Origin of the sequence: Burkholderia sp. WSM2232 (assembly GCF_000472545.1) — a bacterium.
Classification (GTDB): Bacteria; Pseudomonadota; Gammaproteobacteria; order Burkholderiales; family Burkholderiaceae; genus Paraburkholderia.
In genome coordinates, this window is sequence record NZ_AWZV01000022.1 from 1 (window position 1) to 24,992 (window position 24,992).

Consider the following 24,992-nt stretch of genomic DNA (forward strand, 5'->3'; position numbering starts at 1 on the left):
AGCCGTACCTGATCAACGACACGCCGCCGCCGGAGAAGGAGCGTCTGCAGTCGCCGGAAGAGCGCGACGAGCTCGACGGGCTGTACGAGTGCATTCTGTGCGCGAGCTGCTCGACGTCGTGCCCGAGCTTCTGGTGGAATCCGGACAAGTTCGTGGGCCCGGCNGGTCTGCTGCAGGCGTACCGCTTCATCGCCGACAGCCGCGACCAGGCNACGGGCGAGCGGCTCGACAACCTGGAAGACCCGTACCGGCTGTTCCGCTGCCACACCATCATGAACTGCGTCGACGTCTGCCCGAAGGGATTGAACCCGACCAAGGCAATCGGCAAGATCAAGGAATTGATGGTTCGGCGTACTGTTTGACAGCAGCATTGCTGCTTCGGCTGGGGTCTCGTTCTGAGGCTCCAGCATCTTCTCTTCTGCATGACGTCCCCTAGCGCGGGACACATCTGCGTTTCATTCTCCTTCGCATTACCGTGACCCGCGTGCCGCGATTTTTTGATTCGCTTAATTAGTCGCCGCGCGTCGCGATATGTCACGACATGACCCAATCGGAATAGGCGCGTCCGCTGCCGCGTGACGTTGGCGGCAGGTCGAGTCACTGCGCATTCTCTGTTACAAAAAATTCCCGCCGACCGATTTGGTAAGACCTAAATTGCATGGGCATTCATGCTGCCGGTCGTGACCGGCAGCAGAGGGAAGTCGTAGCCGACGCGCTGGCGGTCTCCAGCGCTCGCGGCCTGCAATGGTCCAAGCGGTAGTAAGTCTGGCGAGTAGAACATGCTGAACAAGAAGCGCCGCTGCTGTCGTTGCCACACCTGCAAGCAGGCGCAATCTCCCCACGTCGCTTAGCAACCGCCAGCGTGCTATCGGTCTGCCCGTCACAGGCCGCCTATGGAAGAGGAGTGTTCTATGTCCTGCAACAAGCATGGTGTACTTCTGTTCGGCATCCCGCTCGCCATCGCATTGACGAGCACGACGGGCTGGGCCGCACCGGTTCTGGCGTCGGGTCCGAGTCCGTTTGCCAGTTGCAACATCGGCGGGCCCGGCACCAACTACGTGAATGCCGAGGTCGAGCCCTGGCTCGCCGTGAATCCGGCCAACCCTTCCAACCTGATTGCCGTGTGGCAACAGGACCGCTGGTCGAACGGCGGCGCGCACGGACTGGTGGCGGCCGCTTCGTTCGACGGCGGCCAAACGTGGAAACAAACTCCGCAGCCATTCACCATGTGCGCGAACGGCCTGCCGTACGAACGCGCGTCCGACCCGTGGGTCTCGATCGGACCAGACGGCACCGCGTACTCCGTGTCGATCTCATTCAATCAATCGAACAACAACAACGCAGTGGGTGCCGCGGTGTCGAAGGACGGAGGTCAAACGTGGGACAACCTGCGCGTGCTCATCGCGGATAACGAACCGTCACTGCAGTTCTTCAACGACAAGGAGTCGGTGACGGCGAATCCGGTCCGTGCCGGTGTCGCGTACGCGGTCTGGGACCGGCTCGAACTGCCGAACGGCAATCCGTACGCGAACCTGCACACGGCTGCTTTCCGCGGACCCTCCATGTTCTCGAAGACCACGGACGGCGGCCTTACCTGGAGCACGCCGTCAGTCATCGTGAACGTGCCTTCGCGGCAGCAGACCATCGGCAATCAGATCGTGGTCAACTCGCAGAACGGGACGCTTTATAACTTCTTCGACCTGATCAGCCCACCGTTCTCGAAAGCGGCGGGCAAGGTTGCGTTCATCAAATCGACGGACGACGGCCTCACGTGGACCAACCCGCAAATCATCTCCGGTCTGCAAACCGTGTCGGTTACCGACCCTAACACCGGCGAACCGGTGCGCACGGGAGACATCATTCCCGAGCCTGCAATCGACCCGGCGACGGGTCAGCTCTACGTCGTCTGGCAGGATTCGCGTTTCAACGGCGGCCAGTACGACGAGATCGCGCTGTCTACGTCCACGGACGGCGGCCAGACCTGGAGCGCGCCGGTGCGCGTCAATACGCCGTCTGGGAAGCCGGCGTTCAACCCGAGCGTTCGCGTCAATTCAGCGGGAACGGTGGCCGTTACTTACTACGATTTCCGCACACTCGAGGCAGGCAACACGTCGACGCTGCCAACCGACTATTGGCAAACCACTTCGACGGATGGCGGCAAGACTTTTGGCGGAGAACTGCATGTGGCCGGCCCGTTCGATATGAAGACGGCGCCGAACGCGGGGGGCTTTTTCGTGGGCGACTATCAAGGGCTGGACGCGCGGGGAACGGCCTTCGTGCCGCTGTTCGTGCAGACCAACTCGGGCAACACGGCCAACCGCACGGACGTGTTCGCGGCGCCGTAGTGCGTGAACCCAGTGCTCGCGCTTGCCACCTGAACGCCCCGGAATTTCCGGGCGTTCAGGCAAGGCGGGCCCAGCGGCGCTTACAGATAGCTGCACACGTAGTCGAGCGTCTCGATCACGTCAATGTCGAAGCGGCTCTTGCCGGGCACCGAAAACGACTCGCCCGCGCGATAGGTTTTCCACTCGTCGCTGCCTTCCAGACGGATGCGACATTGGCCCGCCTGCACTTCCATGAGTTCGGGCGCGTCGGTGCCGAAATTGAGCGTGCCCGGCAGGATCACGCCCAGCGTCTTGCGGCTGCCGTCGGCGAACAGGACGGTGTGCGAGACACACTTGCCGTCGAAGTAGACGTTCGCGCGTTTGATAACGGAAACCTGATCGAATTGCGTTGCAGCCGTCATGGCGGTGTTCCTATGAGTCGTCGTGAAGGGATGTGCGGGCGCCGCGGCGCGGCAGCCCCGCTGTAGGCGAGCGGCGCCGACCGATTATGGGAGCTGGCGGTCGGGCGCGAACCCGCCATGATACAGGCGAGCATGGCCGTGGCACGACAGCGGCGCGGCGCTCAATCTGCCGGCAGCCACCGCCCAGAACGCGGACACGTGGTCACCGCTTCGCCATTCAGCAGAACCTGCTCAATACCCGCTTGCAAGCTGCGTGGTGGAGCAACGTCGAATTCGATGTTGAGCGCGCGAGCCAGATGCGCGTCTTCGACTGGCAGTTCCCACGTCAGGAAGATCTGCACGCACTGCGGATTCAACGTGAAGTCGTCTGCGTTGAAACCGCTGCTGCCGCGCCGGACTACGCCGTGGGGTTGGCCGGTGTCGAAGATAACAGCCGTGCCGCGTCTTAACGGAATGCGCTCGCCCGTGGACGCGAAATGCAGGTCGAAGCCCTGGTCTTCAGTAAGAAAGAGATTGCAGAAGGCCGCGCCGCCATACTGTTGTGCGTCGTGGTGATACCTTGCGCCTCGGCAGGCCATCAAGGCCACGTCGCTCGTGACGAGCACTTCGGGCAGTCCGAGCGCGCGAGTCCAGTCCGACATTGCCTGCACGCAGCGGGTGTAATCCGGCCAACGCACGCGGGTTCGCGCAAAAGGCATCGCCTCGACGTCGCCAGCTTCGAGGTCCATTCGTGACGACGTTTCCCTGTCCCAATCCGACAGCACGCGCTGCGATGGCATGGGTATGTCGACGACGCCCGACAGCACGACCTCGCTCACGCGCCGGCTGCGGATGGCCTCGCCACTCGGGTAACAGGAGATCAGCATGTTTGACGCTTACGCACGTTCAGGACCGTTTGGAGGACGAATGATCTGCCATTGTAGTCGTTGCACACGATGCGCAGCATCGGCGCGCCAGCAGCCGGCGGCGTTCGTATCGACGCTCGCATTGCGCCGAGGCATGCATGGTTCCAAATTCGAGTCGCCCGGTGGAGCTAACAATGCAGGCGCAATTTTCTTATGCTGACGGTTTGCCCGCCGACATAACACTGCCGGCATAACAAGGAGCCGCGCATGTCCGACACGATTCAGGTCCGCCCCATCAAGCACGCCGATTTTGACGCATGGTTGCCGCTGTGGGACGCGTACAACGCGTTCTATGGCCGCTCCGGCGAGACCGCGTTGCCGCGGGATATCACGCAACTCACGTGGGGCCGCTTCTTCGACGCGTATGAGCCGATGCACGCGATGGTTGCCGAACGTGACGGCCAGTTGCTGGGCCTCGTCCATTTTCTGTATCACCGCCACACGACGCTCGCCGGGCCGATCTGCTATTTGCAGGATCTGTACACGCTGGAGACCGAGCGCGGCAAAGGCGTGGGCCGCGCGCTGATCGAAGCGGTCTATGCGCGCGCGAAAGCAGATGGCTCGCAGCGAGTCTACTGGCAGACGCATGAGACGAACCATACCGCTATGAAGCTGTACGACGCGGTGGCGGACAAGTCCGGGTTCGTGGTTTATCGGAAGCAGGTCTGAGCTGAAGTCTCAACCCGCGAGGAGGGAGGCGGCAGAGGCAGTGCTTATGCATTGCGCAACGCCACAATTCGGCAGATCGCAACGGGCTTGCCGCGGCACTTTGCCGCCTCCGTAGGCGCCCATTATCCATCTAGCCCGCTCGCCACAGTATTTTGCAATTCATCAATTAGAGACCAGCGCGATAACGCTTCGCGGTGCTATGCTTTGATCCGGTCCGCTGCGCGAGGCCTCGCTGCCACGCCTTCGTTCCGCTCAAGCGTCCGGAGGCCACGCTCATGTCCAATGCCGTGCAGATTCAGGTTGCCGCTTCGCATCTCTACCCCGGTTGCGCCGTGCATATCGCGCACTTGCCCGAACCGGCGCGGGCGGCGTCCGCCACCGTCGAATTCGCCGATGGGTCCGGCGCTCACGCCACGTGCCATTTGCGGGCGCATGACGAACTTGAACTGACCGTAGACGGTTACGCAACGCAACAGCGTCACCCGGTCAACGCCAGACACTGGCTGCTGCTTGCCGTCGATGCAACGCACAACAGCTGGCGGGTCAAGCGCCGCTTGCCCTAGCTGCGCAAACGCCGCATTGCATTCCAACAGCAATCCGGTGCAATCTTGCGCCGGCAGTCCCAACAGAATCCCGTAACTTCAGCCGGCGTCTCGTGCGCCGCCCGAGCCGCATCTCGCGCTCGCCATCCCCACTCGGAACCCACCGATGACAGACCACGACTCCTCCCTGCCGCCCGATGCCGACCGCGCCGATCAAGCCACCAATGCCGCGGACGATCCCCACAACCCCGAGCGCCGCCGTGTGCTCACGGGCCTGGCGGCCGTCGGCCTGGGACTCGCACTGAGCGGCTGCAAGACCGACGACCTCGCAGGCGGCGGCGCACCGCGCAGCGCGGCGGACCTGCGGCTCGACGCCGCGCTGCGCGATCAGGTCAAGCAGATCGTGGTGATCTACGCGGAAAACCGTAGTTTTACGAACCTGTTCGGCAATTTCCCAGGGCTCCAATATCCGCTGGATTCGGTCAGCGCCGAGCGCTATCTGCAACTCGACCGCGACGGCAAGACGCCGCTGCCGCGCTTGCCGGCAATCTGGGGCGGCCTCGTGCCACAGGCGCAGGAAGTGGATGGCAAACGCTACATGATCGGCCAGAAGGACATCGGCAATCTGCGCAACGGGCCATTTCATCTCGCCGACGCGCACGGCGCGCCGCTGCCCACCGGCGTCATCACACGCGACCTCGTGCATCGCTTCTATCAGAATCAGATGCAGATCAACGCGGGGCGCAACAACCAGTTCGCCGCATGGGGCGATTCAGGCGGCCTCGTCATGGGCCATTACCGCAATTCCGCCGACACGCTCAAGCTCTGGAGCCTCGCGCAGCAATACACGCTGTGCGACACCTTCTTCATGGCCGCCTTCGGCGGCTCGTGGCTGAACCACATTTTTCTGATTTCGGCGCAGGCGCCGTTCTATCCCGACATTAACAACAGCCCGGCGAAAAAGCTCGTGTCGGTGGTGGAAGGCGACGATCCAACGGGCGCCCGGCTGAAGCTCGCAGCGGACTCGCCGGCCTCGGCGCTCGACGGCCCGCCGAAGTTCGTCAACGACGGCGCCTTCACTGCCGACGGCTACGCCGTCAACACCATGGCGGCACCGTATCAGCCGAGCAATGTGCGCCCGGCCGAAGGCGGCAACCCTGCATTCGCGGATGCGTCGAATCCGCGCGTGTTGCCGCCGCAAACCTACGCGACCATCGGCGACCGTCTATCGGACAAAAGTGTGGACTGGGCCTGGTACAGCGGCGCGTGGCAATACGCGCTGGAGCATCAGGACACGGGCGCCATCCCCGACTTCCAGTATCACCATCAGCCGTTCAACTACTTCGCCAACTACGCGCCCGGCACGGCCGCGCGGCGCAAATATCTGCGCGACGCCGGGCTGGGCGAAGACGCTTCGACCAGCCATCTGATTGCCGACATCGACGCGGGACGTCTGCCCGCCGTCACCTTCTACAAGCCACAGGGCAATCTGAACATGCACGCCGGCTATGCGGACGTCGAATCGGGCGACCGGCATATCGCGCGCGTAATCGAGCATATTCAGCGCGGCCCACAGTGGGCCAACACCGTGGTGATCGTCACCGTGGACGAAAACGGCGGCTGGTGGGATCCGGTCGCGCCGCCGCTGGGCGACCGCTGGGGTCCGGGCTCGCGCATTCCGGCGCTGGTCATTTCGCCGCTCGCGAAAAAAGGCTTCGTCGATCACACGGTGTACGACACCAACTCCATTCTTCGCCTGATCAGCCGTGTGCACGGACTCGCACCGCTCCCCGGCGTGGTGGCGCGCGACCGTGCGTTCGCACGCAACGGTCTGGCGCCGCTTGGGGATTTGACGGCGCCGCTGGACCTCGCGTGAAGTTCATCGCAACGGGCGACGAAGAACGGTAGGGAGAACGTGCCGGCCAGCGGTGCGTTCCCGACATGGGCCGGCGCCTTTGCATCGACTTTTGCAGCGCGAAAAGTCATACCTTGGTCTTGATTAACCGGCGCTTCGACATAGACTGATAAGGCAATTCTTCGCACTTCGCACGGAACTGATATGCGCCTGACTATCCTGATTAACGGTTCCGATCCCACCGTCAGTCATGACTACGCTGTGCTGTGGCTCGACACCGACGAACATCGGTGGTCGAGAGAAGCGCACCAGGGGATCGATCTGCCTCCTTGGGGCGAACTACGCGACGACAACGGCGTGACGACGCTGTGCGGGCCCAGTAACGAAGCGCCGCTGTGCACGCTGCGCGGCCTGCATGTGGATCGGAAACAGCGCGTGAGCGCGGCTCAGGGCGACGCCGCCTGGACCACGCTGCGCAACCATGCGCCCACCAGCGGTTTCTGGCGTTTGCAAGCGGTCGATCGTCAAAAAGTGAACGCGGAAAACAGCGTGTTCGGGAATTAATTCCACTCAATTCCCGCCTTTCCCCAGTCGGTCGGAAATTCCCACACCGGGCAATCGGCCCGCGCGTGGGCGGCCCTTCGCCGGACTGATGCCTGCGGGCGTCACACCGTGCGAGGCCCGTCCATTCCCCTGTCGTCGGACGACTTCCTTCGCGCACGCCTTTAAGCCGGTCTTAAGTTTGCCTGCGTAGAGTAGGAAATCCACGCATTCGGGTCGCTGCAAGGCGGCCCATTTTTTTCTCCGCCAGATCCCACCCAGGCCTTCTCCTCGTCATGCCGCGTCATGGCGAAGCGACCTTTCACGCGCGCACGAATCGCCACTCGTTGTCGAGCATCGACGCTATACTTTGCGCCCTTTTCCAGCCCTCACGTCCGACACATGAAGAAGTGGCTCCTCTGTCTGCTCGCTGCGTTTGCTGCTACCGCCAGCGCGGCGCCTTCCTGCACCCAGTTCACGCCCAATGCGCAATGGCCGGTTCTGACCAACCAGAAGATGACGCCGAAAACGCGCACGCTCTGCTACAGCGATTTCGCCGTCCTGCACTCCGGCATCACGCACGGTCCGTTGTGGTCTGCCGAGCATCTGACCCGCGACCATATCGAAGCGGCGAAGGACATGGTGCGCACCAACAAGTTTTTCGAAGACGCGCGTCTGCCGGAGGGCGAAGGCGCGACGCTCGCCGACTACAAGCGCAGCGGCTTCGATCGCGGGCATATGAGTCCCGCGGGCAACCGCTGGAATGCCGAGGCGATGGCACAATCGTTTTCGCTCGCCAATGTCGTGCCGCAGAATCGCGAGAACAATCAGCGCTTGTGGGCGCGCATTGAAACGTCGGTGCGCAAGATCGCCATGACGTACGACGATACGTATGTGGTCACCGGCCCAATGTTCAGCGGCCAGCAACTGCAGACAATCGGATCGACGCGCGTGTTCGTGCCGACGCAACTGTTCAAGGCGGTTTATGTGCCTGCGCGGCAACTGGCGTTCGCGGTCGTAGTCGACAACGTGTCGACGAACCGCTATGAAATAAGGACGATTCACGAACTCGAGGCAGCCTCGGGCATCCGTTTTCCGGGCATTCCGGAAAACCTCAAAGATCAGCGACCAGGAGGACTCAAAGGTGTTTAAACCGTATTCGAACGACGACGAGGTGCTGAACATCCAGGGCGACGCGATGACCGTGAGCAACGGCACGACGCGCGTGGTACTGAACGGCACGCTCGAAATCACCCAGGACCAGCGCGGGCTGAAGGCCGCGCTTGCATTGAAGGAAGCCGTGGACGCCGTCGTGGCGGCATTGCAGGCGCACCCCGCACTGCCGGCAAAAGCGAAAGACGAGCCGGATGACAAGCCAGGCGTCGTACAAAACCCGTTCCAGTGATGCGCAAAGATCGTTAGACGTTACGTGGCAAGACGGCAAGCGTATTCAGCACCCCGATATGTTTCTGCGACTGCACTGTAGTTACGTTTTGTCACCAGAGCATCGTCAACTGCGGTCTTGCGGGCTGCGTTAAACCGGCAGCGCTGAACGATTCGGCGCTCACGAATCCGCTCATACGGATTCAACGGTTAAACAAGGAGTCAAACCATGAAGACGCTTTTCGCCGCTCTCGCTTCCGCCCTGCTCGTGTCGACCGCTTTCGCACAAACGGCCGCACCCGCACCGTCGCAATCCGCGCAGCCCGCACAAACGCAGCCCGCCGGCCAGGCGAATCTGAAGGCAAGCACCGACGTGCAAACCGGTGCGTCGGAGCAAAGCGCGGCCACGGCCAAAGCGCCTGCCAAAACAACTGACAAAGCGACTGCCAAATCGCATGTGAAAACGTCTTCAAAGCACGTCACGAAGAAGCATAAAGCCGTGAAGAAAACGCCGACCGATTCCAGCGCGGCAAAAACGAAAACGGACGGCGCGCAAGAGACCAGCAATGCGCCCATGAACGCCGACGGCGCAAAGACCGGCACGACAAAAACGCAATAACACGTGCACGGTTGCGGCGCGCACCGGCCACTCGGGCATTAAAGCTCACAAGGCAGATAATCGGAGCCGGGCCAAGCCGTTCAGGGAGGGGCGAGTCGCATGACTCGCCTTTTTTACGTGCGCATTAGCGTGAACAAATGCGGCGCACAATGTGCGCTGGCAGCGCAGCACATGCTGTCAGTCCCGACGCACTTCCAGCTCCGCAAACTCTGCAAGCCTGCGCGCATCGACGATCTCGATCTCTGCGTAGCCAAGCCTCAACGCGCCATGCGTTTCGAACTGCTTCAGCACCTGGTTGATGGTTTGCCGCGACAGCGCCAGCATCATCGCAAGATCTTCCTGCGGCACGTTGATGACGCGGCGCAGGGCGCCCGCCTCACCATAGCCGCCCGCCATCAGCAGCAACCTGCGCGCTATGCGTTGCGCGGCCGGCAGCAATGCGGCCTCTTCTATTGCCTCGAAGGCGAGACGCAGCTTGTGCGTGAGCAGCAAGCCGAAGCTGTGCCAATACGCCGGCGTGCGTTCGAGCAGCGCAGCGAGTGCCGTGCGCGGCACATGAAACAGTTCGGTGTCGCGTTCGGCATAAGCGTCGTGCGTTCGCGGGCGATTGTCAAACAGCGCGATTTCGCCGAACCAGTTCACCGGTTCGATGACGGCCAGCAGCGCTTCCTTGCCGCTTACACTCGCGGCGCCGATTCGCATCAGGCCGCCGAGCACGCAATAGAGGCCGTCGTCGGCGTCGCCGCGCGTGAAAAGACGCTCGCCGGCAGCGAGGCGCGCTATTCGGCCCGCGTCGGTCAATTGCGCCTGCAACGCAGCCGGCGCCGTGCGGAACCACGCGCTGCCGGCAAGCCGCGCGGCAAGCTCTGTGGATGGAACACTTGCGGTCATGGAGTCGCGCCTGTGCCGATTGTCGGCTACCCGATGGTTTGAAATTCCGATCGCCGCGATTATGCTGGCTTTAACCGAGGAGCGGCATCCATGAGAACGCTGACACAGCAGCTTGCGCAGTATGCGGCTTACCATCGCGACCGGCGCAATATCGCCACGCATTTCGTCGGCATTCCGCTGATCGTGCTGGCGCTGGCGGTTCTGCTGAGTCGTCCGTCTTTCGTACTGGTTGCGCCGTCATTGACCTTATCGCCGGCGTGGCTGTTGTTCGCCGCCGCCACGCTCTACTATCTGGTGCTCGACGTGCCGCTTGGTTCGATAATGGCGGTGGTGTCTGCGCTGTGCGTCGCGTTCGGCCAGTGGATCGCGGCGCAGTCCACACCGGTGTGGCTGGCCACGGGCCTTGTGCTCTTCGTGACGGGCTGGGTGTTTCAGTTCATCGGCCACGTCGCATACGAGCATCGCAAACCGGCTTTCGTCGACGATGTGATCGGCCTTCTGATCGGCCCGCTTTTCGTCCTGGCCGAAGCGTTGTTCGGCATCGGCTGGCGACCCGCATTGCGCGGCGCGATAGAGCGCGAGGCCGGGCCGACACGCCTGAACGAGGACAATGCCGCCGCGCACAGACAATAGAGACAATAGATGCGGCCTCGAACTGCGCAAGCCATGCCGCGTCAGCCGAAACGCACGAACCGCATGCTATGCAGTGCTGTCAGTGCGACCGCTATCCAGATGGGCACGTAGGTCGCCAATAGCGCGGCGCTGAGCGTTTCGCCGAGCAATGTAACTGACACCAGCACCAGCAAAACCGGCTCGACGTAGCCAAGAATGCCAAACAATGCGACCGGCAACAGGCGGCTCGCACTCAGATAGGAAGCGAGCGCGAGCGTGCTCAATGCGCCAAGCCCCGGCAAGAGCAGCAGCCACATATCGAGGCGCCCGGAAATGAGCGGCAGCGATCCGCCGCTCACAACAAACGCGATGGCCGCAGGCAACAACAGGATCATTTCGACGGTGAAGACCGCGAGCGAATCGAACTGTATTTTGCGCCGCAACACGAAGTAAGGCGGATAACCGAGCGCAACCAGCAACGTGGGCCAGGAGAACGCGCCGGTCGCCCACAATTCATGGGCGACGCCCACGGCTGCAGAGAGCACTGCCGCCCACTGCAACGGGTCGAGGCGCTCACGATAGTGGAAGCGCCCCACCAGCACCATGACGAGCGGCAGCAGGAAATAGCCAAGCGACACTTCGAGCATGCGCCCGTGCAGCGGCGCCCAAAGAAAGACCCATAACTGCGCGCCGAGCAACGCGGCGGCCGTGACTGTCGCGACGCCTAGCAGGGGCTGCGTCACCATTCGGTAAACAAGCTGCCGCAAAATCGGCATGCGTTTGCGCAACGCGAGGAGCAGCAGCGCGCCAGGCACGGTCCAGATAATGCGCCAGGCGAAGATGTCGAGGCCGCTAAGGGGCGCGAGCAGCGTCGCGTAGGCCGAGAGCAGCGCGAACATCGCGCAGGCGCTGACTGATAAGGCAATGCCGCGCCGCGGCGAATACTGGTTCATGGTTCGGTCCGCTGCGCTGCGTGGTGACGCATCGCCAGAGGTGTGGTCATGGGAGGTGCAGGGGGCGAGCAACGCCTATGCGCCGCTGTCCGTCATTTCTTCTGACGATGCAAGCCGCGCATTCTAGCCGGTTTGCCCATGCGGCATACGTGTGCATCGTTTTTTCGTGACGTCCAAGCGCGGCACGGCAACGGCAAGGCATCAGGGAGGCAAAGGGCGAGAGCCGCCCCAAAACGGCGGCGAATTAATTCGTGCACATCTCGCGTCGATGGACTAGAACGTAACTTCACGCGCGCGACGCGAGCCGCGCGCCTTCATCGGCCACGCGGCACTGCGCAGCTCAAGCGCGAATCTTGCTTCGGAACCTGCCGCAGCGTTTGCAATATCAACGAGCCGGGCCGGACTGCCGGACCCGCTTTCCTTGCGGCACGCATCGACCTTCACCAGCGTGCCGGCGCCCGGACACCATCCCGCTCATCGAAGTGACTCCTGGAGACAGCATGACCCAGCCAGCCCTCTCGCACGACGCATCACCCGACTTACGCTCGGCTTTCGCCGTCGACGTCCGCGCCGGCCTCACGCACGCGCCGCAGAAAGAGTTGCCGTCCAAGTATCTGTACGACGAAGTCGGCTCGGCGTTGTTCGAAGTGATTACGGTGCTGCCCGAATATGGCGTGACGCGCGCTGAAGAGCGGCTGCTCGCCAAGCACGCTGTCGACATAGTCGAGCACCTGCCGCACGATGTGACGGTCGCCGAACTGGGCAGCGGCAGTGGCCGGAAAACCCGCCGCATTCTCGAAGCACTGTGTAAAAAGCGCCCCACTTCTTACTGCCCGATTGAAATTTCGCGCACCGCGTTGCAGTTGTGCAGGCGCGAGCTGGGCGACATCGAGCGTATTTCGATTGTGGGTTACGAACGCGATTATCTGGCCGGTCTTGCCGAAGTCAGCAAGAAACGCGCAGCGGGCGAGCGCCTGCTCGTGCTTTTCCTCGGCAGTACGATCGGCAATTTCGGCAGACTTGCGGCCACGCGTTTTCTGCGCGACATCCGCAACATGCTCGCGCCCGGCGACGCGCTGCTGCTCGGCACCGATCTCATCAAGCCGACGCCGGTCCTGATCGCCGCTTATGACGACGCTGTGGGCGTGACGGCATCGTTCAACCTGAATCTGCTTGCCCGCATCAATCGCGAACTGGGCGGGGATTTCCCGCTCGACGCCTTTGAGCATGTCGCACGCTTTAATCCGGACGCGCGCAGCATCGAGATGCATTTGCGTGCGAAGCGCGATGTCACCGCGCATGTGGCCGCCGCGAAACTGACCGTATCGTTGAAGGCCGGCGAGACGATCTGGACCGAGAGCAGCCACAAATATCGCGCCGATGAAATGCCGGCCATTGCTGACGACGCGGGTTTCGTGTGCAGCCATCAGTGGGTGGAGAGCGAGTGGGGATTTGCGGAAAGCCTGCTGGTGGCGCGCTAGGCGGCGGAGGGTTTCGCCAGGCGCGACGACTTTCGGGGTAGCGGTTTCGGGGTAGCGGTTTCGAGGTAGCCGTTCCGGGGTCGCGGTTCTAAGGTAGCGGTTCTGAGGTAGCGCAGCGAGGCGGCGTGGCGGGGTCGAGCGGCGCGCTCACGCTACGCGCCGCTTCCTTGCGTCAGTTCGGCCGCCGTGGCGTCTCAGCGAAGCTCAGCTCAACGCGGTCTTGCCGAGCGACTCGCGCCCAGCTACCGGTTCACCGCGCTCGAGTACCCTCAATGCTGCTCGAAACGCTCATAGCGCTTTTCGGTCACCCGCTCTTCGCCGCTCACCTCGCTCACGCGCGCAGCGGGCGGGCCGTGACGCAGCCACGACAACATGCGGTCGACCTGATTGGCCGCGCCCTGCAACACGGCTTCGACGGAGCCGTCGTCGAGATTCGCCACCCATCCCTTGATGCCGAGCGCGTGCGCCTGGCGCACGGTCGCGTGACGAAAGCCGACGCCCTGCACCATGCCGCGCACGCGCACGTAATACGTTTCGATCCGTTCATCCAGATCCGGGGCCATGCCGATTTCTCCTCACAATCTTTCAAGCCGGAATTCTAGTCGGGTCGCGGCGAGCCTGCATGGCGGGCTCGGGTGCTATCGCCTGCAGGGCGCTTGATGAAGGGCGGCATCGGCCATGCAGGCCGGTGTTGTCCGCGAGAACGGGCGCGATCCGCGACATCGGCCCCGCGTGCCACGTACAATCCCCCGACTGTCACGCAGGAAACGGAAACAGAATGACCGAACAGAATCGCGATCTCGTGCTCGTGACCGGCGCATCCGGCTTCGTCGGCTCGTCGGTCGCGCGCATCGCGCAACAGAAGGGCTTCAAGGTGCGGGTGCTGGTGCGCGCCACCAGTCCACGGCAAAACGTAGAGTCGCTCGACGCCGAAATCGTGGTCGGCGATATGCGCGACGAAGCGTCGATGCGCAACGCGCTGCGCGGCGTGCGCTATCTGCTGCACGTCGCCGCGGACTACCGGCTGTGGGCGCCCGACCCCGGCGAGATAGAGCGCTCGAACCTTGAAGGCACCGAGGCGACCATGCGCGCCGCGTTGAAGGAAGGCGTCGAGCGGATCGTGTACACCAGCAGCGTGGCCACGCTCAAGGTCACGAGCTCCGGCAACTCGGCCGACGAGACATTGCCGCTGAAAGCCGATCAGGCCATCGGCGTGTACAAGCGCAGCAAGGTGCTGGCCGAGCGCGCCGTGGAACGCATGATCGCGCAGGACGGCCTGCCGGCGGTGATCGTCAATCCGTCCACGCCGATCGGTCCGCGCGACGTCAAGCCGACGCCGACCGGGCGCATCATCGTCGAGGCAGCGCTCGGCAAGATTCCCGCCTTCGTCGATACCGGCCTGAATCTCGTGCACGTGGACGATGTCGCCGCCGGGCATTTTCTTGCGCTCGAGCGCGGCAAGATCGGCGAACGCTATATTCTCGGCGGCGAAAATCTGCCGCTGCAGCAAATGCTCACGGATATCGCCGCGCTGACCGGCCGCAAGGCGCCGACCATCAGCCTGCCACGCTGGCCGCTTTACCCGCTCGCAATGGGCGCGGAAGCGCTCGCCAAGTTCACGAAGCGCGAACCGTTCGTGACCGTGGACGGTCTTAAGATGTCGAAGAACAAGATGTACTTCAGCTCGGCCAAAGCCGAGCGCGAGTTGGGCTACCGTGCGCGTCCGTACCGCGAGGGTTTGAGCGATGCGCTCGAATGGTTCCGGCAGGCAGGCTATCTGAAGCCTTAGCACACGCATTTTGTTACAAGGTCGCTGTGATTGCGAAAGGTAAAAGCCTACGCGCAGCAGTTAAAATCGTGGGTCTTACCAGAGAAACCTCGCATGAATCTTCACGAACAGCTCGGCGCGCTGGAAGTGGGCGTCGATCAGCTCATTCAGGCTGTCGTGGCCCCGCAGGCCCAGAACATCCCCGAGACACGCAACGCAAACACCGCGCAAGAGGCGTCGGCGGAACACGCTGCGAGCGCGGAAGAAAAAGCGCAAGCGACTGTTGGAGCCGCCGCGGAAACGGAAGCCGCAGCCGTCCACGCGCAGGCCGAAACCGCGCGCAAGGAACCCGCGGCAAACCCGGATGAAGCAGCGACAAAGCCCGTTGAACCCGCTGCCCGGCCCACGCTCGAGATAAATCGTCCGGCGCAGAACGAAATCACCATGACCATCGGCGGTCAGACGGTCGCGCTGCAGCCGGAGCAGATTGGCCAACTGATCGAAGAACTGTCGAACGCGCGCGCCTCCATGACGCCGGAACCACCGCCGGGCATTCCCCCGGGCTGGCGTTTCGTGTCGACCAAAAATCCGGTCATGGCCGTGCAGAAGCAGTCGAACGGCGACCGTCTATTGGTCATGCGCCATACGGGTCACGGCTGGGTGCCGTTCACCTTTTCGCCGGATATGGTGATTCAGCTATACATGATGCTCACGCAGCGCTAAACGAAAAAGCGGCGCCTGTGCGCCGCTTTTTTCACCGTTCCTGCACAGGCGCCTGAACCCGCGCCTTCCACTGCCCACCCTTGCCGCGCCAGTAACGCAGCGCCGAAGCGAACGTCGCGCCGACATAAAACAGCGCGACGAGCGGCAGAAACGGCGCCCACAGCGGCGAGCGGCGGTAATAGCTCAGCATCGGCGCATACGCGCAGCACATGGCGGCCCACGCGAGCCACGCCGGCCAGCCCGTGGGCCCGAGCACCAGCGCAGCCACCGGCGGCACGAGGTAGATGATGGTCATGCCGGCCAGCGTACCCGCGAGCAGCAGCGGCGAATAATGCAGTTGCGTGAAGGCCGTGCGCGCAATCATGTTCCAGATGTCGCGCCAGCTGTCGTAAGGGCGCAGGGAGACGCTGCGCGCGGCCACGTCAAGCCGGATTGCATGCCGCCCGGTGCCGCGATGCTTGATGCGCGCCGCAAGACTGCAATCGTCGATCAGTTCCGCGCGGATCGATTCGATCCCACCCGCTTCCTCCAGCGCGCTGCGGCGCACGAGCATGCAGCCGCCGGCCGCAGCCGCCGTGCGATTGCGCGGGTTGTTGACCCAGGCGAACGGATACAGCTTCGCAAAAAAGAAAACAAAGGCCGGGATCAGCGCCTTTTCCCAGAACGAATCGCAGCGCAGTCGCACCATTAGCGAGACAAGATCGCGTTTTTCGGCGTCGGCGCGGGCAACCAGCTGCGTGACGGCGTCCGCCGGATGGCCGATGTCGGCGTCCGTCAGCAACAGAAAGTCGGCCGGCAAACCGAGCGTGCGCACGGCCTCGATGCCCTGCGATTGCGCCCACACCTTGCCGGACCATCCGGGCGGCAGCGGCTTCGCGCTCAACACGGTAAGCCGGTCGGGGCATTGCAGTTGCAAAGCGGCTGCGCGGGCAGCGTCGGCGGTGCCGTCCGTGCTGTGGTCGTCGACCACGATCACGTGAAACTCGCCGCGATAGTCCTGCTCAAGCAGCGTCGTGACGGCCTGCGCGATCACATCCACTTCGTTGCGGGCGGGCACGACCGCGACTACCGCCGGCCACGCGGCGCGCGGCGCGAGCGTGAGCGGCGCGGTCGGGCGGGCGCGCCAGAAACCGCCGCGCGCAAACAGCAGCACGGCCCAGATCAGCAAAGATAAACAGGAAAGAAAAAACAGAATTACCGACGCCAGGCCCATTAATCGTCACCCTTTATTTCCGGCAAGCGCCGGAATTATTTTCGACGTGGGGCGAAGCGCTCCACGGGACGCCGTAGTTTAAGGGTTCCGCCAAAGCGGTGCAGCGTGCAATTATTGCCGCACGAATTGCCGGGGCTGCCCTGCACGAGTGCCGCGTGCGCCCAACACTGCATCGGCGCGCCAAAGCAAAGCTGGCCCGATAGCGTTAGAATGCGCGTTTGGTTTTCCTTACCGGCACGCCGCCGGAGCTCAAGACGTTAATTAATTAGATGGTCGCGGCGATAAAGTCAGAATTTCCGGCTTCCTCGAAACCCGCGTCAGTCGGAGTCCGCCAACTTATGCGAGTCATCCTTGCCCAACCCCGCGGCTTTTGTGCGGGTGTTGTTCGTGCAATCGAGATTGTTGATCGGGCGCTGCAGCAGCACGGCGCGCCCGTGTATGTGCGCCACGAAATTGTCCACAATCGCCACGTGGTCGACAATCTGCGCCAGAAAGGCGCGCGTTTCGTCGAAGAACTCGATGAAGTGCCGCAAGGCGCCGTGGCGATTTTCAGCGCGCATGGCGTCGCCCAAAAGGTCGAGCGCGATGCGCAGGCCCGCGGGCTCGACGTGCTCGACGCAACCTGCCCGCTCGTCACCAAAGTGCACGTGCAGGGGCGCCAGTACGTGGCAGCCGGGCGCACGCTGATCCTGATCGGCCACGCCAGCCACCCGGAAGTGGAAGGCACGATCGGCCAGATCCCGGGCAAAGTGCTGCTGGTGCAGAGCGAAGCCGAAGTCGAGCATCTGGACCTGCCGCTCGACACGCCGCTCGCCTATGTCACGCAAACCACCCTTTCCGTCGACGACACGCGCGGCATCATCGACGCGCTGCTGCGCCGCTTCACCGACATCGTCGGGCCGGATACGCGCGACATCTGCTATGCGACGCAAAACCGTCAGGCCGCGGTGCGCGAGTTGAGCAAGCAGGTCGACGTGCTGCTCGTAGTCGGCGCAACCAATAGCTCGAACTCCAACCGGCTGCGCGAAATAGGCAGCGAAAGCGGCGTGGCGAGCTATCTCGTCGCCGACGGTTCGGAAGTGAGGCCGGAGTGGTTCGCCAATGCGCAAACCATCGGTATCACGGCGGGGGCTTCGGCTCCCGAAGAAATGGTCAAAAACGTAATTGATGCGCTGAGCGCAATGGGACCCGTCGACGTCACGACGATGGCGGGCCGTGAAGAGAAAGTCGAATTCAAGTTGCCATCGAAGTTGATGCAACCACTCGCCGCACGCGAAGTTTAAGGAGGACGTCTTGTCTATTCCGCTGCTACAGAAAGTCCGGGTCGGCGCATACATCATGCGTCAGCACCTGTCCGGCAACAAACGCTACCCGCTCGCCCTGATGCTGGAGCCGCTGTTTCGCTGCAATCTCGCCTGCAATGGATGCGGCAAGATCGACTATCCGGACCCCATCCTGAATCAGCGCCTGTCGCTGGAAGAATGTCTTGGCGCTGTCGACGAATGCGGCGCGCCGGTGGTCTCGATTGCAGGCGGCGAGCCGCTTCTGCATAAGGAAATGCCGCAAATCGTCAAAGGCATCATCGCGCGCAAGAAGTTCGTGTACCTGTGCACGAATGCGCTGCTGATGGAAAAGAAAATGGACGACTACGAGCCGAATCCGTACTTCGTCTGGTCTGTTCACCTGGACGGCGACCAGCAGATGCACGACCACTCGGTCTCGCAAGACGGCGTGTACGACAAGGCGGTCGCGGCCATCAAGGAAGCCAAGCGCCGTGGTTTCCGCGTGAACATCAACTGCACGCTGTTCAACGACGCTGTGCCGGAGCGCGTGGCCGCGTTCTTCGACACGGTCGGGCCGATGGGCGTTGACGGCATCACCGTCTCGCCGGGCTATGCGTATGAGCGTGCGCCGGATCAGCAGCACTTCCTGAACCGCGAGAAGACCAAGCACCTGTTTCGCGAGATCTTCAAACGCGGCGACAACGGCAAGAAATGGTCGTTCAGCCAGTCGGCCATGTTCCTCGACTTCCTCGCCGGAAACCAGACCTACGAATGCACGCCGTGGGGCAACCCGGCGCGTACGGTGTTCGGCTGGCAAAAGCCGTGCTATCTGGTCGGCGAAGGTTACGTGAAGACCTTCAAGGAACTGATGGAAACCACGGACTGGGACAAGTACGGAACCGGCAACTACGAAAAATGCGCCGACTGCATGGTCCATTGCGGCTTTGAAGCAACGGCCGTGATGGATACGGTTGCTCATCCGCTGAAGGCCCTGAAGGTGAGCATGCGCGGCCCGAAGACCACGGGTGCCTTCGCCAAAGACATTCCGCTGGACAAGCAGCGCCCGGCTGAGTACGTGTTCTCGCGCCACGTCGAGATCAAGCTGGAAGAGATCAAGGTGAGCGGCAAGGGCAAGAAGGTGCAAACGGCTACGGCCGCGCACTGAGCATACGGGCGGCGCGGTCGGCGTGTCCGCATGAGCGCCGCTTGCAGGCTCGCATTGCAAGATCCACAAAAAAGCGCGGTGGCCTCACGGGCCACCGCGCTTTTTTTGCGCTTCGGTTTGGCAGCGCGGGAGGCCGACGCAAAAGCCTCCTGCCTTGGATCAGCCCGCGCTGCGTGCGTTATGCGCGGTGAGGAACTTGATCAGACCGTCGACCCCGCCCTTGGAGAGCTGATCGGCAAATTGCGTTTGATAGACCTGGATCAGCCACGCGCCCATCATGTTGATGTCGTAGATCTTCCAGCCGGACGGTCCCTTGGTGAGCCGGTAGTCGATGGCGTCGTCGCCGCCGTTGCTGATGACGTGCGACTGCACCACGACGTCTTTCGCGCCGCCAGGCACATTGGCCGGCAGGAACTTGAACTTCACGTCCTGATCGCGCAGTTGCGAAAGCGACGAAGCATACGTGCGCACGAGCAGCAGCGTGAACTGGTCATAAAGCTGCTTCTGCTGTTCGGGCGTGGCGGTGCTCCATGCTTTGCCCACCGCGATACGGGTGGTGCGCTGAAAGTCCGTTGCCGGCACGAAGCGCGTCTCGACCAGTTGCGTGATCTTCGACATATCGCCGCCCCGCGCTTGCGGATCGGCCTTCATGGCCGAGACCGTACCTTCCACGGCACTTTTTACGACCGCGTCGGGCGCGCTTTGCGCAAACGCAGCCGTTGAGACTAAAGCCGCGGCCAGAAAAGCAGACAGATAACGTTTCATACGCTCAGGTAACCTGAAAAAAGTGTGCACCACCGGCCAACGCTCATAAAGCAGCCACGAAGACCACGCAGTTGCCGGGAAGCAAGTCGGGCAGGCCGGCCGCCAAAGCTGGATAGACCAGTATACCGGCATTGCGTTCCCGCCCCACCCCGCCGTGCCGGGCAGCCGCCCGTCCGGGAGCCGCATTTGCTACGGGCTTGGTCGGCCCCGACTCGTCAGTCCGCAATGCTAACTGCGCGCAGGCTGCGCGGATTGCCGTCGAATGCAGTCTGGTTTGCTCCGGCTCTGTATACTTGTGCACTTTCGTCAAAATGCCACCCGTGATAAGGCCAGTTCCGCCTACATGCTGAAGTCATCTATTGTTCGCCTCGTCGCCTATTCGGTGCGCCATCCGTTACGGATCATCGCCCTGTCGATCGTGCTCGCCGTTCTGAGCGTGATCTATGTCGCGCATCACTTCAAGATCAACACGGACATCAGCCGTCTCATCGAAACCGACAAGGAATGGTCCACGCTCCAGCATGCGATGGACCAGGCCTTTCCCGACCGCGGCGAAACGGTGCTGGTGGTCGTCGAGGCACGCGCGCCAGAGTTCGCCGACGCCGCCGCGAATGCGCTGACGGCCGCGCTCAAGGCGGAGCCCAAGCAGTTCGTCGCGGTCTCGCAGCCCGCCAGCGGGCCGTTCTTCGAACACAACGGCCTGCTGTTTCCGTCGACGGAAGAAGTGATGTCCACCACCTCGCAGCTGGTGCAGTCGCGGCCGCTGGTGAACACGCTTGCGCACGACCCGAGCCTCACGGGACTTGCGGGCACGCTCACCACGAGCCTGTTGCTGCCGCTGCAGATTGGTCAGGTGAAGCTCTCGGACATGAGCCGCCTATTGTCGCAAAGCGCGAACACGCTCGATCTGGTGCTGGCGGGCAAGCCCGCTGCTTTCTCGTGGCGCGCGTTCGTCGATAAAAGCGCGTCCACAAATCCGGCGCGCGCGTTCGTAGTGGTGCAGCCCGTGGTGAACTACGACGCGCTCGAGCCGGGTGCGGCGGCATCGCAGCGCATCCGCGACACGGCCGCTTCGCTGCATCTGGACTCGCGCTATGGCGCGACGGTCCGGCTGACCGGCGAACAGCCGCTTGCCGATGAAGAATTCGCGTCGGTCAAGGACGGCGCGGTGCTCAACGGCATCGGCACGTTTATCGTCGTGCTGGTGATCCTGTGGCTCGCGCTGCGCTCCGGGCGCATGATCGCCGCGGTGTTCATCACGCTGTTCGTGGGACTGGCGATTACCGCCGCCCTCGGCCTGATGATGGTCGGCGCCCTGAACATGATCTCGGTCGCGTTCATGGTGCTGTTCGTCGGGCTCGGCGTCGATTTTGGCGTGCAGTTCGGCGTGAAGTATCGCGAGGAACGCAATCGCGACGACCGTCTGTCCGCCGCGCTCGCCCATACCGCGCATAGCATCGGCGTGCCGTTGACGCTTGCTGCGGTCGCGGTCGCGCTGAGCTTCTTTTCGTTCTTGCCGACCGCGTACCGCGGCGTGTCCGAGTTGGGCGAGATCGCCGGCGTCGGCATGTTCGTCGCGTATCTGACCAACATGACGCTGCTGCCGGCGTTGCTCAAGATCTTCAACCCGCCGGGCGAACCCGCTTCGCCGGGCTTCAGGCAGCTTGCCCCCGTCGACGATTTCCTCGCCCGCAACCGTAAGCCGGTGCTCATCGGGACGTTGATCGTCGTGATCGGCGCCACGCCGCTGCTCACGCGCCTGCACTTCGACTTCAACCCGCTGCATCTGAAAGATCCGCATACCGAGTCGATGGCCACGCTGCTCTCGCTGAAAGACTCGCCCGAGGCCGCGGTGAACAACGTGCATGCGCTCGCGCCCTCGCTGGCGGACGCCGACCGCATGGCCGAGCGCCTGCGCGCGTTGCCGGAAGTGGGCCGCGTCACGACCCTCGACACCTTCGTTCCCCAACAGCAGCAACAGAAAATGATGCTGATTGCGAGTGCCGCGCAGCAACTGCTGCCGGCGCTGCAACAGCAACCCGCGCCGCAGGCCACGGACGCGGTGCGCGTCGCGGCGCTCAAGCGCGCGTCGAACCAGCTCTCGCTCGCCGCCGACGACCACCCAGGCCCAGGAGCGGCCGAAGCAAAGCACCTCTCCGCCACGCTGCAAAAGCTGGCGGCCGCAGACGCCGCCACGCGCGACCGTGCGGAAACCGCGATGTCCGAGCCGCTGCGCATCGCGCTCAAACAACTCGAAAACCTGCTGCAGCCCACCGAAATCACGCGCGACAATCTGCCGAAGGAAATTTCCAAAGGCTGGATTTCGAAAGACGGCCGCGCGCTCGTCGACATTTCGCCGAGGGTCACGCCCGGCGCCGATCCGAACGACGACGTCGCGCTCGCACGCTTCGCGCATGCCGTGAAGAAAGCCGAGCCGGGCGCGATCGGCGGACCCATTTCGATCCTTCATTCTGCGCAGACCATCATCAAGGCGTTTCTGCAGGCGGCCTGCTGGTCGCTGCTGTCCATCGCGATCCTGTTGTGGGTCGCGCTGCGGCGCCTCGGAGACATGCTGCGCACGCTCGTTCCGCTGCTGGTGTCGGCGCTCGTTACGCTCGAGCTATGCGTGGTTTTTGGCATGCCGCTGAACTTCGCGAATATCATCGCGTTGCCGCTGATGCTGGGCGTAGGGGTGGCCTTCAAGATCTACTTCGTGATGGCGTGGCGCAATGGGCAAACCGGCCTGTTGCAATCGAGCCTGACGCACGCTGTGCTGTTCAGCGCGGCGACCACCGCGACGGCATTCGGCAGCCTCTGGCTATCTCATCATCCGGGGACGTCCAGCATGGGCCGCCTGCTGGCGCTATCGCTCTTTTGCACGCTCATCGGCGCAGTGGTTTTCCAACCCGTGTTGATGGGCAAGCCGCGCCCACGTCGCGCGAAGTACAAGGGAATATAAGCATGAAACTGCGTACCACTGTGCTGGCGGTTGCCGCCGCCAGCCTGATAACCGGCTGCGCGACCGGTCCAGACCGCAAGCCCGGCGACCCGTTCGAGCCGATGAACCGGGCGGTCTTCACGTTCAACGACGGCCTCGACCGCTATGTCGCCGTACCCGTGGCGAAGGGCTACCAGAAGGTCACGCCGCAGCCGCTGCGCACGGCCGTGAGCAACTTCTTCTCGAATCTCGGCGACCTGAGCAATGCCGCGAACGCGCTACTGCAACTGAAGATCACCGACGCCACCGAGGACATTGTCCGCTTCGCGTTGAACTCCACCTTCGGACTCGGCGGCCTGCTCGATTGGGCAACGCCCGCCGGCCTGCCCAAGCATCATCAGGATTTCGGGCTGACGCTCGGGCACTGGGGCATTCCGTCGGGGCCGTATCTCGTGCTGCCGCTGTTCGGCCCGAGCACCGTGCGCGACAGCATGGGGCTCGTGGTGGACGTCAAGTTCAATCCGTTGAACTACGTGGAGCCCGCCGTGCGCAATCCGCTGTACGTGCTGCAGTTCGTGAGCGTGCGCTCCGACCTGCTTGGCGCGACGGACCTTTTGCAACAGGCGGCGCTGGACAAATACTCGTTCGTGCGCGATGCCTATACGCAGCAACGGCGCGCCCGTCTGCGCGGCACGGGCGACAACGCCGCGCCGCTGCCGGAATACGACGATCAGGGCGACTCGAGCGCCGTACCGTCGCCGGCGAAGGGCAGCGCGGCAGGGGCACCCGCAGCGTTGCCGAATTACGCCGACCCGGGCGATACGGCCGAAACGCCCGAGGCGGCGTCCGGAGCCGCCGGCGCGCCGGCTGGCGTGCCCGATTACACCGATCCTGGCGATGCGCCGGCGAGCGGTGCGGCGGGTTCGGCGCCGGGCGGGTCGACGGCAGCGCCGGCTGCACCGCCATCATCGGCTGCACCGGCTTCATCGGCTTCACCGGCTGACGCCCCGGCCTCAAGCCCGGCGACCACGTCAGCTCCTCGGCGGGCGCCCGCCGGGACGGCGCAGCCCGCCTCAGCGCCGGCAGCGCAATAACGCCCGCGGGGATTCAGACCAGGAAAGGCGTGTGCCGCGAAGGATGACCAGCCAGGTCGGCCTCCGCTGGCCACGCCACAAGAAGGCGCTGCCGCTCAGCCTCGAAGACGTCAGGCGACGCGCATATTCAGCGCTCGCGCGGCGCCCAATGCCTGGCGCGCCTGCACCAGCGAAAGACGGGCCGCGCGAGCGTCGAGGGCTACCTGAATCAGCGCGCCGATCTGCGACGGCTGCCGCAGCAGCTCACGCAGAATCGGCGCGAGCGCGGTGCTGCCGTCGTCGCGCAATCCGGCTGTCGCGGCGGACGGCAAGGTGCGCCACGCCGGGTCGACAATCGCGCGGCACACGGCGAACGGCAAGCTGCGCGCCGCGGCCACCGCGCCCGCCAGATGCGACTCCATATCCACAGCCAGCGCGCCCGTCGAACGATGCAGCGCGCGCTTGTCATCGGCGGACATGAGCGGGGCGGCGACCGCTGCCATCAGCCCGCGTTGCACGCGCGACGCGAGCGGCCCCTCCCCGGACAGCGCGGCGGCGAGCCGGTCGGCCCAGCCCGCATCGGTCGGAATGCGGCCGAACGGACCGACAACCGCATCCGCCACGATCAGCGCGCCTGGCTGCAAATCCGGCGCGAGGCCGCCCGCCGTCCCGAAGCTGACAATACCCGAGCAACCGCGCGCCACCGCCGCGTTCAACGCTCGTTCGAGCAGATCGGCGCGCGCCGCATAGACCACCTCGACGCCCTCGCCGCGCGCAATGCGCGCTTCGAAGGCCATGCCCGTCACGACGATCACCGGCGGATTGCCGGAGCCGGCAGCGACGCGCGGGTCGTTTGAAAGCGACATCC

General features: G+C 63.6%; 25 protein-coding genes. 17 read left to right on the plus strand and 8 right to left on the minus strand.

What is annotated here, in order from left to right:
• Together F757_RS0120225 and F757_RS0120230 are read left to right on the plus strand one after the other, a co-directional pair.
• Positions 1-362 (plus strand): 4Fe-4S dicluster domain-containing protein (locus tag F757_RS0120225; RefSeq protein ID WP_027212980.1); only part of this gene is annotated, 362 nt, incomplete at its 5' end.
• A gap of 549 nt (positions 363-911) precedes the next feature.
• On the plus strand, positions 912-2,345 hold the full coding sequence (locus F757_RS0120230; RefSeq protein WP_027212981.1) for a sialidase family protein: 1,434 nt from the start codon (positions 912-914) through the stop codon (positions 2,343-2,345).
• Positions 2,346-2,425: 80 nt separating this feature from the next.
• Here the strand turns inward: F757_RS0120230 and ppnP are convergent, their stop codons facing one another.
• Positions 2,426-2,746, minus strand: coding sequence for a pyrimidine/purine nucleoside phosphorylase (gene ppnP, locus F757_RS0120235; RefSeq protein WP_013341965.1), 321 nt, complete (start codon positions 2,744-2,746; stop codon positions 2,426-2,428).
• A gap of 161 nt (positions 2,747-2,907) precedes the next feature.
• Positions 2,908-3,612 (minus strand): hypothetical protein, encoded by a 705-nt coding sequence (locus tag F757_RS0120240; RefSeq protein ID WP_027212982.1) that lies wholly within the window; start codon positions 3,610-3,612, stop codon positions 2,908-2,910.
• Between the two features lie 246 nt (positions 3,613-3,858).
• Here F757_RS0120240 and F757_RS0120245 point away from each other — a divergent pair, with 246 nt between their 5' ends.
• From F757_RS0120245 to F757_RS0120275, 7 genes are all read left to right on the plus strand, one after another.
• Positions 3,859-4,320 (plus strand): GNAT family N-acetyltransferase, encoded by a 462-nt coding sequence (locus tag F757_RS0120245; RefSeq protein WP_027212983.1) that lies wholly within the window; start codon positions 3,859-3,861, stop codon positions 4,318-4,320.
• 275 nt (positions 4,321-4,595) lie between these two features.
• Positions 4,596-4,883, plus strand: a complete 288-nt coding sequence (locus F757_RS0120250) for a hypothetical protein (protein ID WP_027212984.1) — start codon at positions 4,596-4,598, stop codon at positions 4,881-4,883.
• A 145-nt stretch (positions 4,884-5,028) separates the two neighbouring features.
• On the plus strand, positions 5,029-6,738 hold the full coding sequence (locus tag F757_RS0120255; RefSeq protein ID WP_027212985.1) for an acid phosphatase: 1,710 nt from the start codon (positions 5,029-5,031) through the stop codon (positions 6,736-6,738).
• Between the two features lie 183 nt (positions 6,739-6,921).
• Complete coding sequence (locus F757_RS0120260) at positions 6,922-7,281, plus strand: DUF3564 domain-containing protein (RefSeq protein ID WP_027212986.1); 360 nt, start codon at positions 6,922-6,924, stop codon at positions 7,279-7,281.
• A 378-nt stretch (positions 7,282-7,659) separates the two neighbouring features.
• Positions 7,660-8,409 (plus strand): DNA/RNA non-specific endonuclease, encoded by a 750-nt coding sequence (locus F757_RS0120265; RefSeq protein WP_027212987.1) that lies wholly within the window; start codon positions 7,660-7,662, stop codon positions 8,407-8,409.
• Positions 8,402-8,662, plus strand: a complete 261-nt coding sequence (locus F757_RS0120270) for a hypothetical protein (RefSeq protein ID WP_027212988.1) — start codon at positions 8,402-8,404, stop codon at positions 8,660-8,662. The genes F757_RS0120265 and F757_RS0120270 overlap by 8 nt, the downstream gene beginning before the upstream one ends.
• A 207-nt stretch (positions 8,663-8,869) precedes the next feature.
• Positions 8,870-9,259 (plus strand): hypothetical protein, encoded by a 390-nt coding sequence (locus tag F757_RS0120275; RefSeq protein ID WP_027212989.1) that lies wholly within the window; start codon positions 8,870-8,872, stop codon positions 9,257-9,259.
• Positions 9,260-9,436: 177 nt separating this feature from the next.
• Here the strand turns inward: F757_RS0120275 and F757_RS0120280 are convergent, their stop codons facing one another.
• Positions 9,437-10,150 (minus strand): Crp/Fnr family transcriptional regulator, encoded by a 714-nt coding sequence (locus tag F757_RS0120280; protein ID WP_027212990.1) that lies wholly within the window; start codon positions 10,148-10,150, stop codon positions 9,437-9,439.
• A 90-nt stretch (positions 10,151-10,240) separates the two neighbouring features.
• Between F757_RS0120280 and F757_RS0120285 the strand changes: the two genes are divergently transcribed.
• The gene (locus tag F757_RS0120285) at positions 10,241-10,783 is read left to right on the plus strand and encodes an Mpo1 family 2-hydroxy fatty acid dioxygenase (RefSeq protein ID WP_027212991.1); all 543 of its coding nucleotides are present in this window, start codon (positions 10,241-10,243) and stop codon (positions 10,781-10,783) included.
• A 41-nt stretch (positions 10,784-10,824) separates the two neighbouring features.
• Here F757_RS0120285 and rarD read toward each other — a convergent pair whose 3' ends face one another.
• Positions 10,825-11,715 carry an EamA family transporter RarD gene (gene rarD, locus F757_RS0120290; protein ID WP_027212992.1) on the minus strand — a complete coding sequence of 297 codons (891 nt, stop codon included), beginning with the start codon at positions 11,713-11,715 and terminating at the stop codon, positions 10,825-10,827.
• 500 nt (positions 11,716-12,215) lie between these two features.
• On the opposite strand from rarD, the gene egtD reads away from it, so the two are divergent.
• Positions 12,216-13,196, plus strand: coding sequence for an L-histidine N(alpha)-methyltransferase (gene egtD / locus F757_RS0120300; RefSeq protein WP_027212993.1), 981 nt, complete (start codon positions 12,216-12,218; stop codon positions 13,194-13,196).
• A gap of 269 nt (positions 13,197-13,465) precedes the next feature.
• On the opposite strand, the gene F757_RS0120305 is transcribed toward egtD, so the two are convergent.
• Positions 13,466-13,759, minus strand: a complete 294-nt coding sequence (locus F757_RS0120305) for an acylphosphatase (protein WP_027212994.1) — start codon at positions 13,757-13,759, stop codon at positions 13,466-13,468.
• A gap of 215 nt (positions 13,760-13,974) precedes the next feature.
• On the opposite strand from F757_RS0120305, the gene hpnA reads away from it, so the two are divergent.
• Both hpnA and F757_RS0120315 read left to right on the plus strand, forming a co-directional pair.
• Positions 13,975-14,985, plus strand: coding sequence for a hopanoid-associated sugar epimerase (hpnA, locus tag F757_RS0120310; protein WP_027212995.1), 1,011 nt, complete (start codon positions 13,975-13,977; stop codon positions 14,983-14,985).
• A 93-nt stretch (positions 14,986-15,078) separates the two neighbouring features.
• On the plus strand, positions 15,079-15,687 hold the full coding sequence (locus F757_RS0120315) for a hypothetical protein (RefSeq protein WP_027212996.1): 609 nt from the start codon (positions 15,079-15,081) through the stop codon (positions 15,685-15,687).
• Positions 15,688-15,718: 31 nt separating this feature from the next.
• On the opposite strand, the gene F757_RS0120320 is transcribed toward F757_RS0120315, so the two are convergent.
• Positions 15,719-16,900, minus strand: coding sequence for a glycosyltransferase (locus tag F757_RS0120320; RefSeq protein ID WP_027212997.1), 1,182 nt, complete (start codon positions 16,898-16,900; stop codon positions 15,719-15,721).
• 338 nt (positions 16,901-17,238) lie between these two features.
• On the opposite strand from F757_RS0120320, the gene ispH reads away from it, so the two are divergent.
• Positions 17,239-18,183, plus strand: coding sequence for a 4-hydroxy-3-methylbut-2-enyl diphosphate reductase (gene ispH / locus F757_RS0120325; protein ID WP_027212998.1), 945 nt, complete (start codon positions 17,239-17,241; stop codon positions 18,181-18,183).
• Positions 18,184-18,193: 10 nt separating this feature from the next.
• The gene (hpnH, locus tag F757_RS0120330) at positions 18,194-19,348 is read left to right on the plus strand and encodes an adenosyl-hopene transferase HpnH (RefSeq protein ID WP_027212999.1); all 1,155 of its coding nucleotides are present in this window, start codon (positions 18,194-18,196) and stop codon (positions 19,346-19,348) included.
• A 159-nt stretch (positions 19,349-19,507) separates the two neighbouring features.
• On the opposite strand, the gene F757_RS0120335 is transcribed toward hpnH, so the two are convergent.
• Positions 19,508-20,113, minus strand: a complete 606-nt coding sequence (locus F757_RS0120335) for an MlaC/ttg2D family ABC transporter substrate-binding protein (RefSeq protein WP_027213000.1) — start codon at positions 20,111-20,113, stop codon at positions 19,508-19,510.
• 343 nt (positions 20,114-20,456) lie between these two features.
• On the opposite strand from F757_RS0120335, the gene F757_RS0120340 reads away from it, so the two are divergent.
• Both F757_RS0120340 and F757_RS0120345 read left to right on the plus strand, forming a co-directional pair.
• Complete coding sequence (locus F757_RS0120340; RefSeq protein ID WP_027213001.1) at positions 20,457-23,072, plus strand: MMPL family transporter; 2,616 nt, start codon at positions 20,457-20,459, stop codon at positions 23,070-23,072.
• Positions 23,073-23,074: 2 nt separating this feature from the next.
• Positions 23,075-24,145, plus strand: coding sequence for an MlaA family lipoprotein (locus F757_RS0120345; protein WP_027213002.1), 1,071 nt, complete (start codon positions 23,075-23,077; stop codon positions 24,143-24,145).
• Between the two features lie 110 nt (positions 24,146-24,255).
• Here the strand turns inward: F757_RS0120345 and F757_RS0120350 are convergent, their stop codons facing one another.
• A complete protein-coding gene (locus F757_RS0120350; RefSeq protein ID WP_027213003.1) occupies positions 24,256-24,990 on the minus strand; it encodes a phosphorylase in 735 nt (244 codons plus the stop codon).
• Positions 24,991-24,992 lie beyond the last annotated feature (2 nt).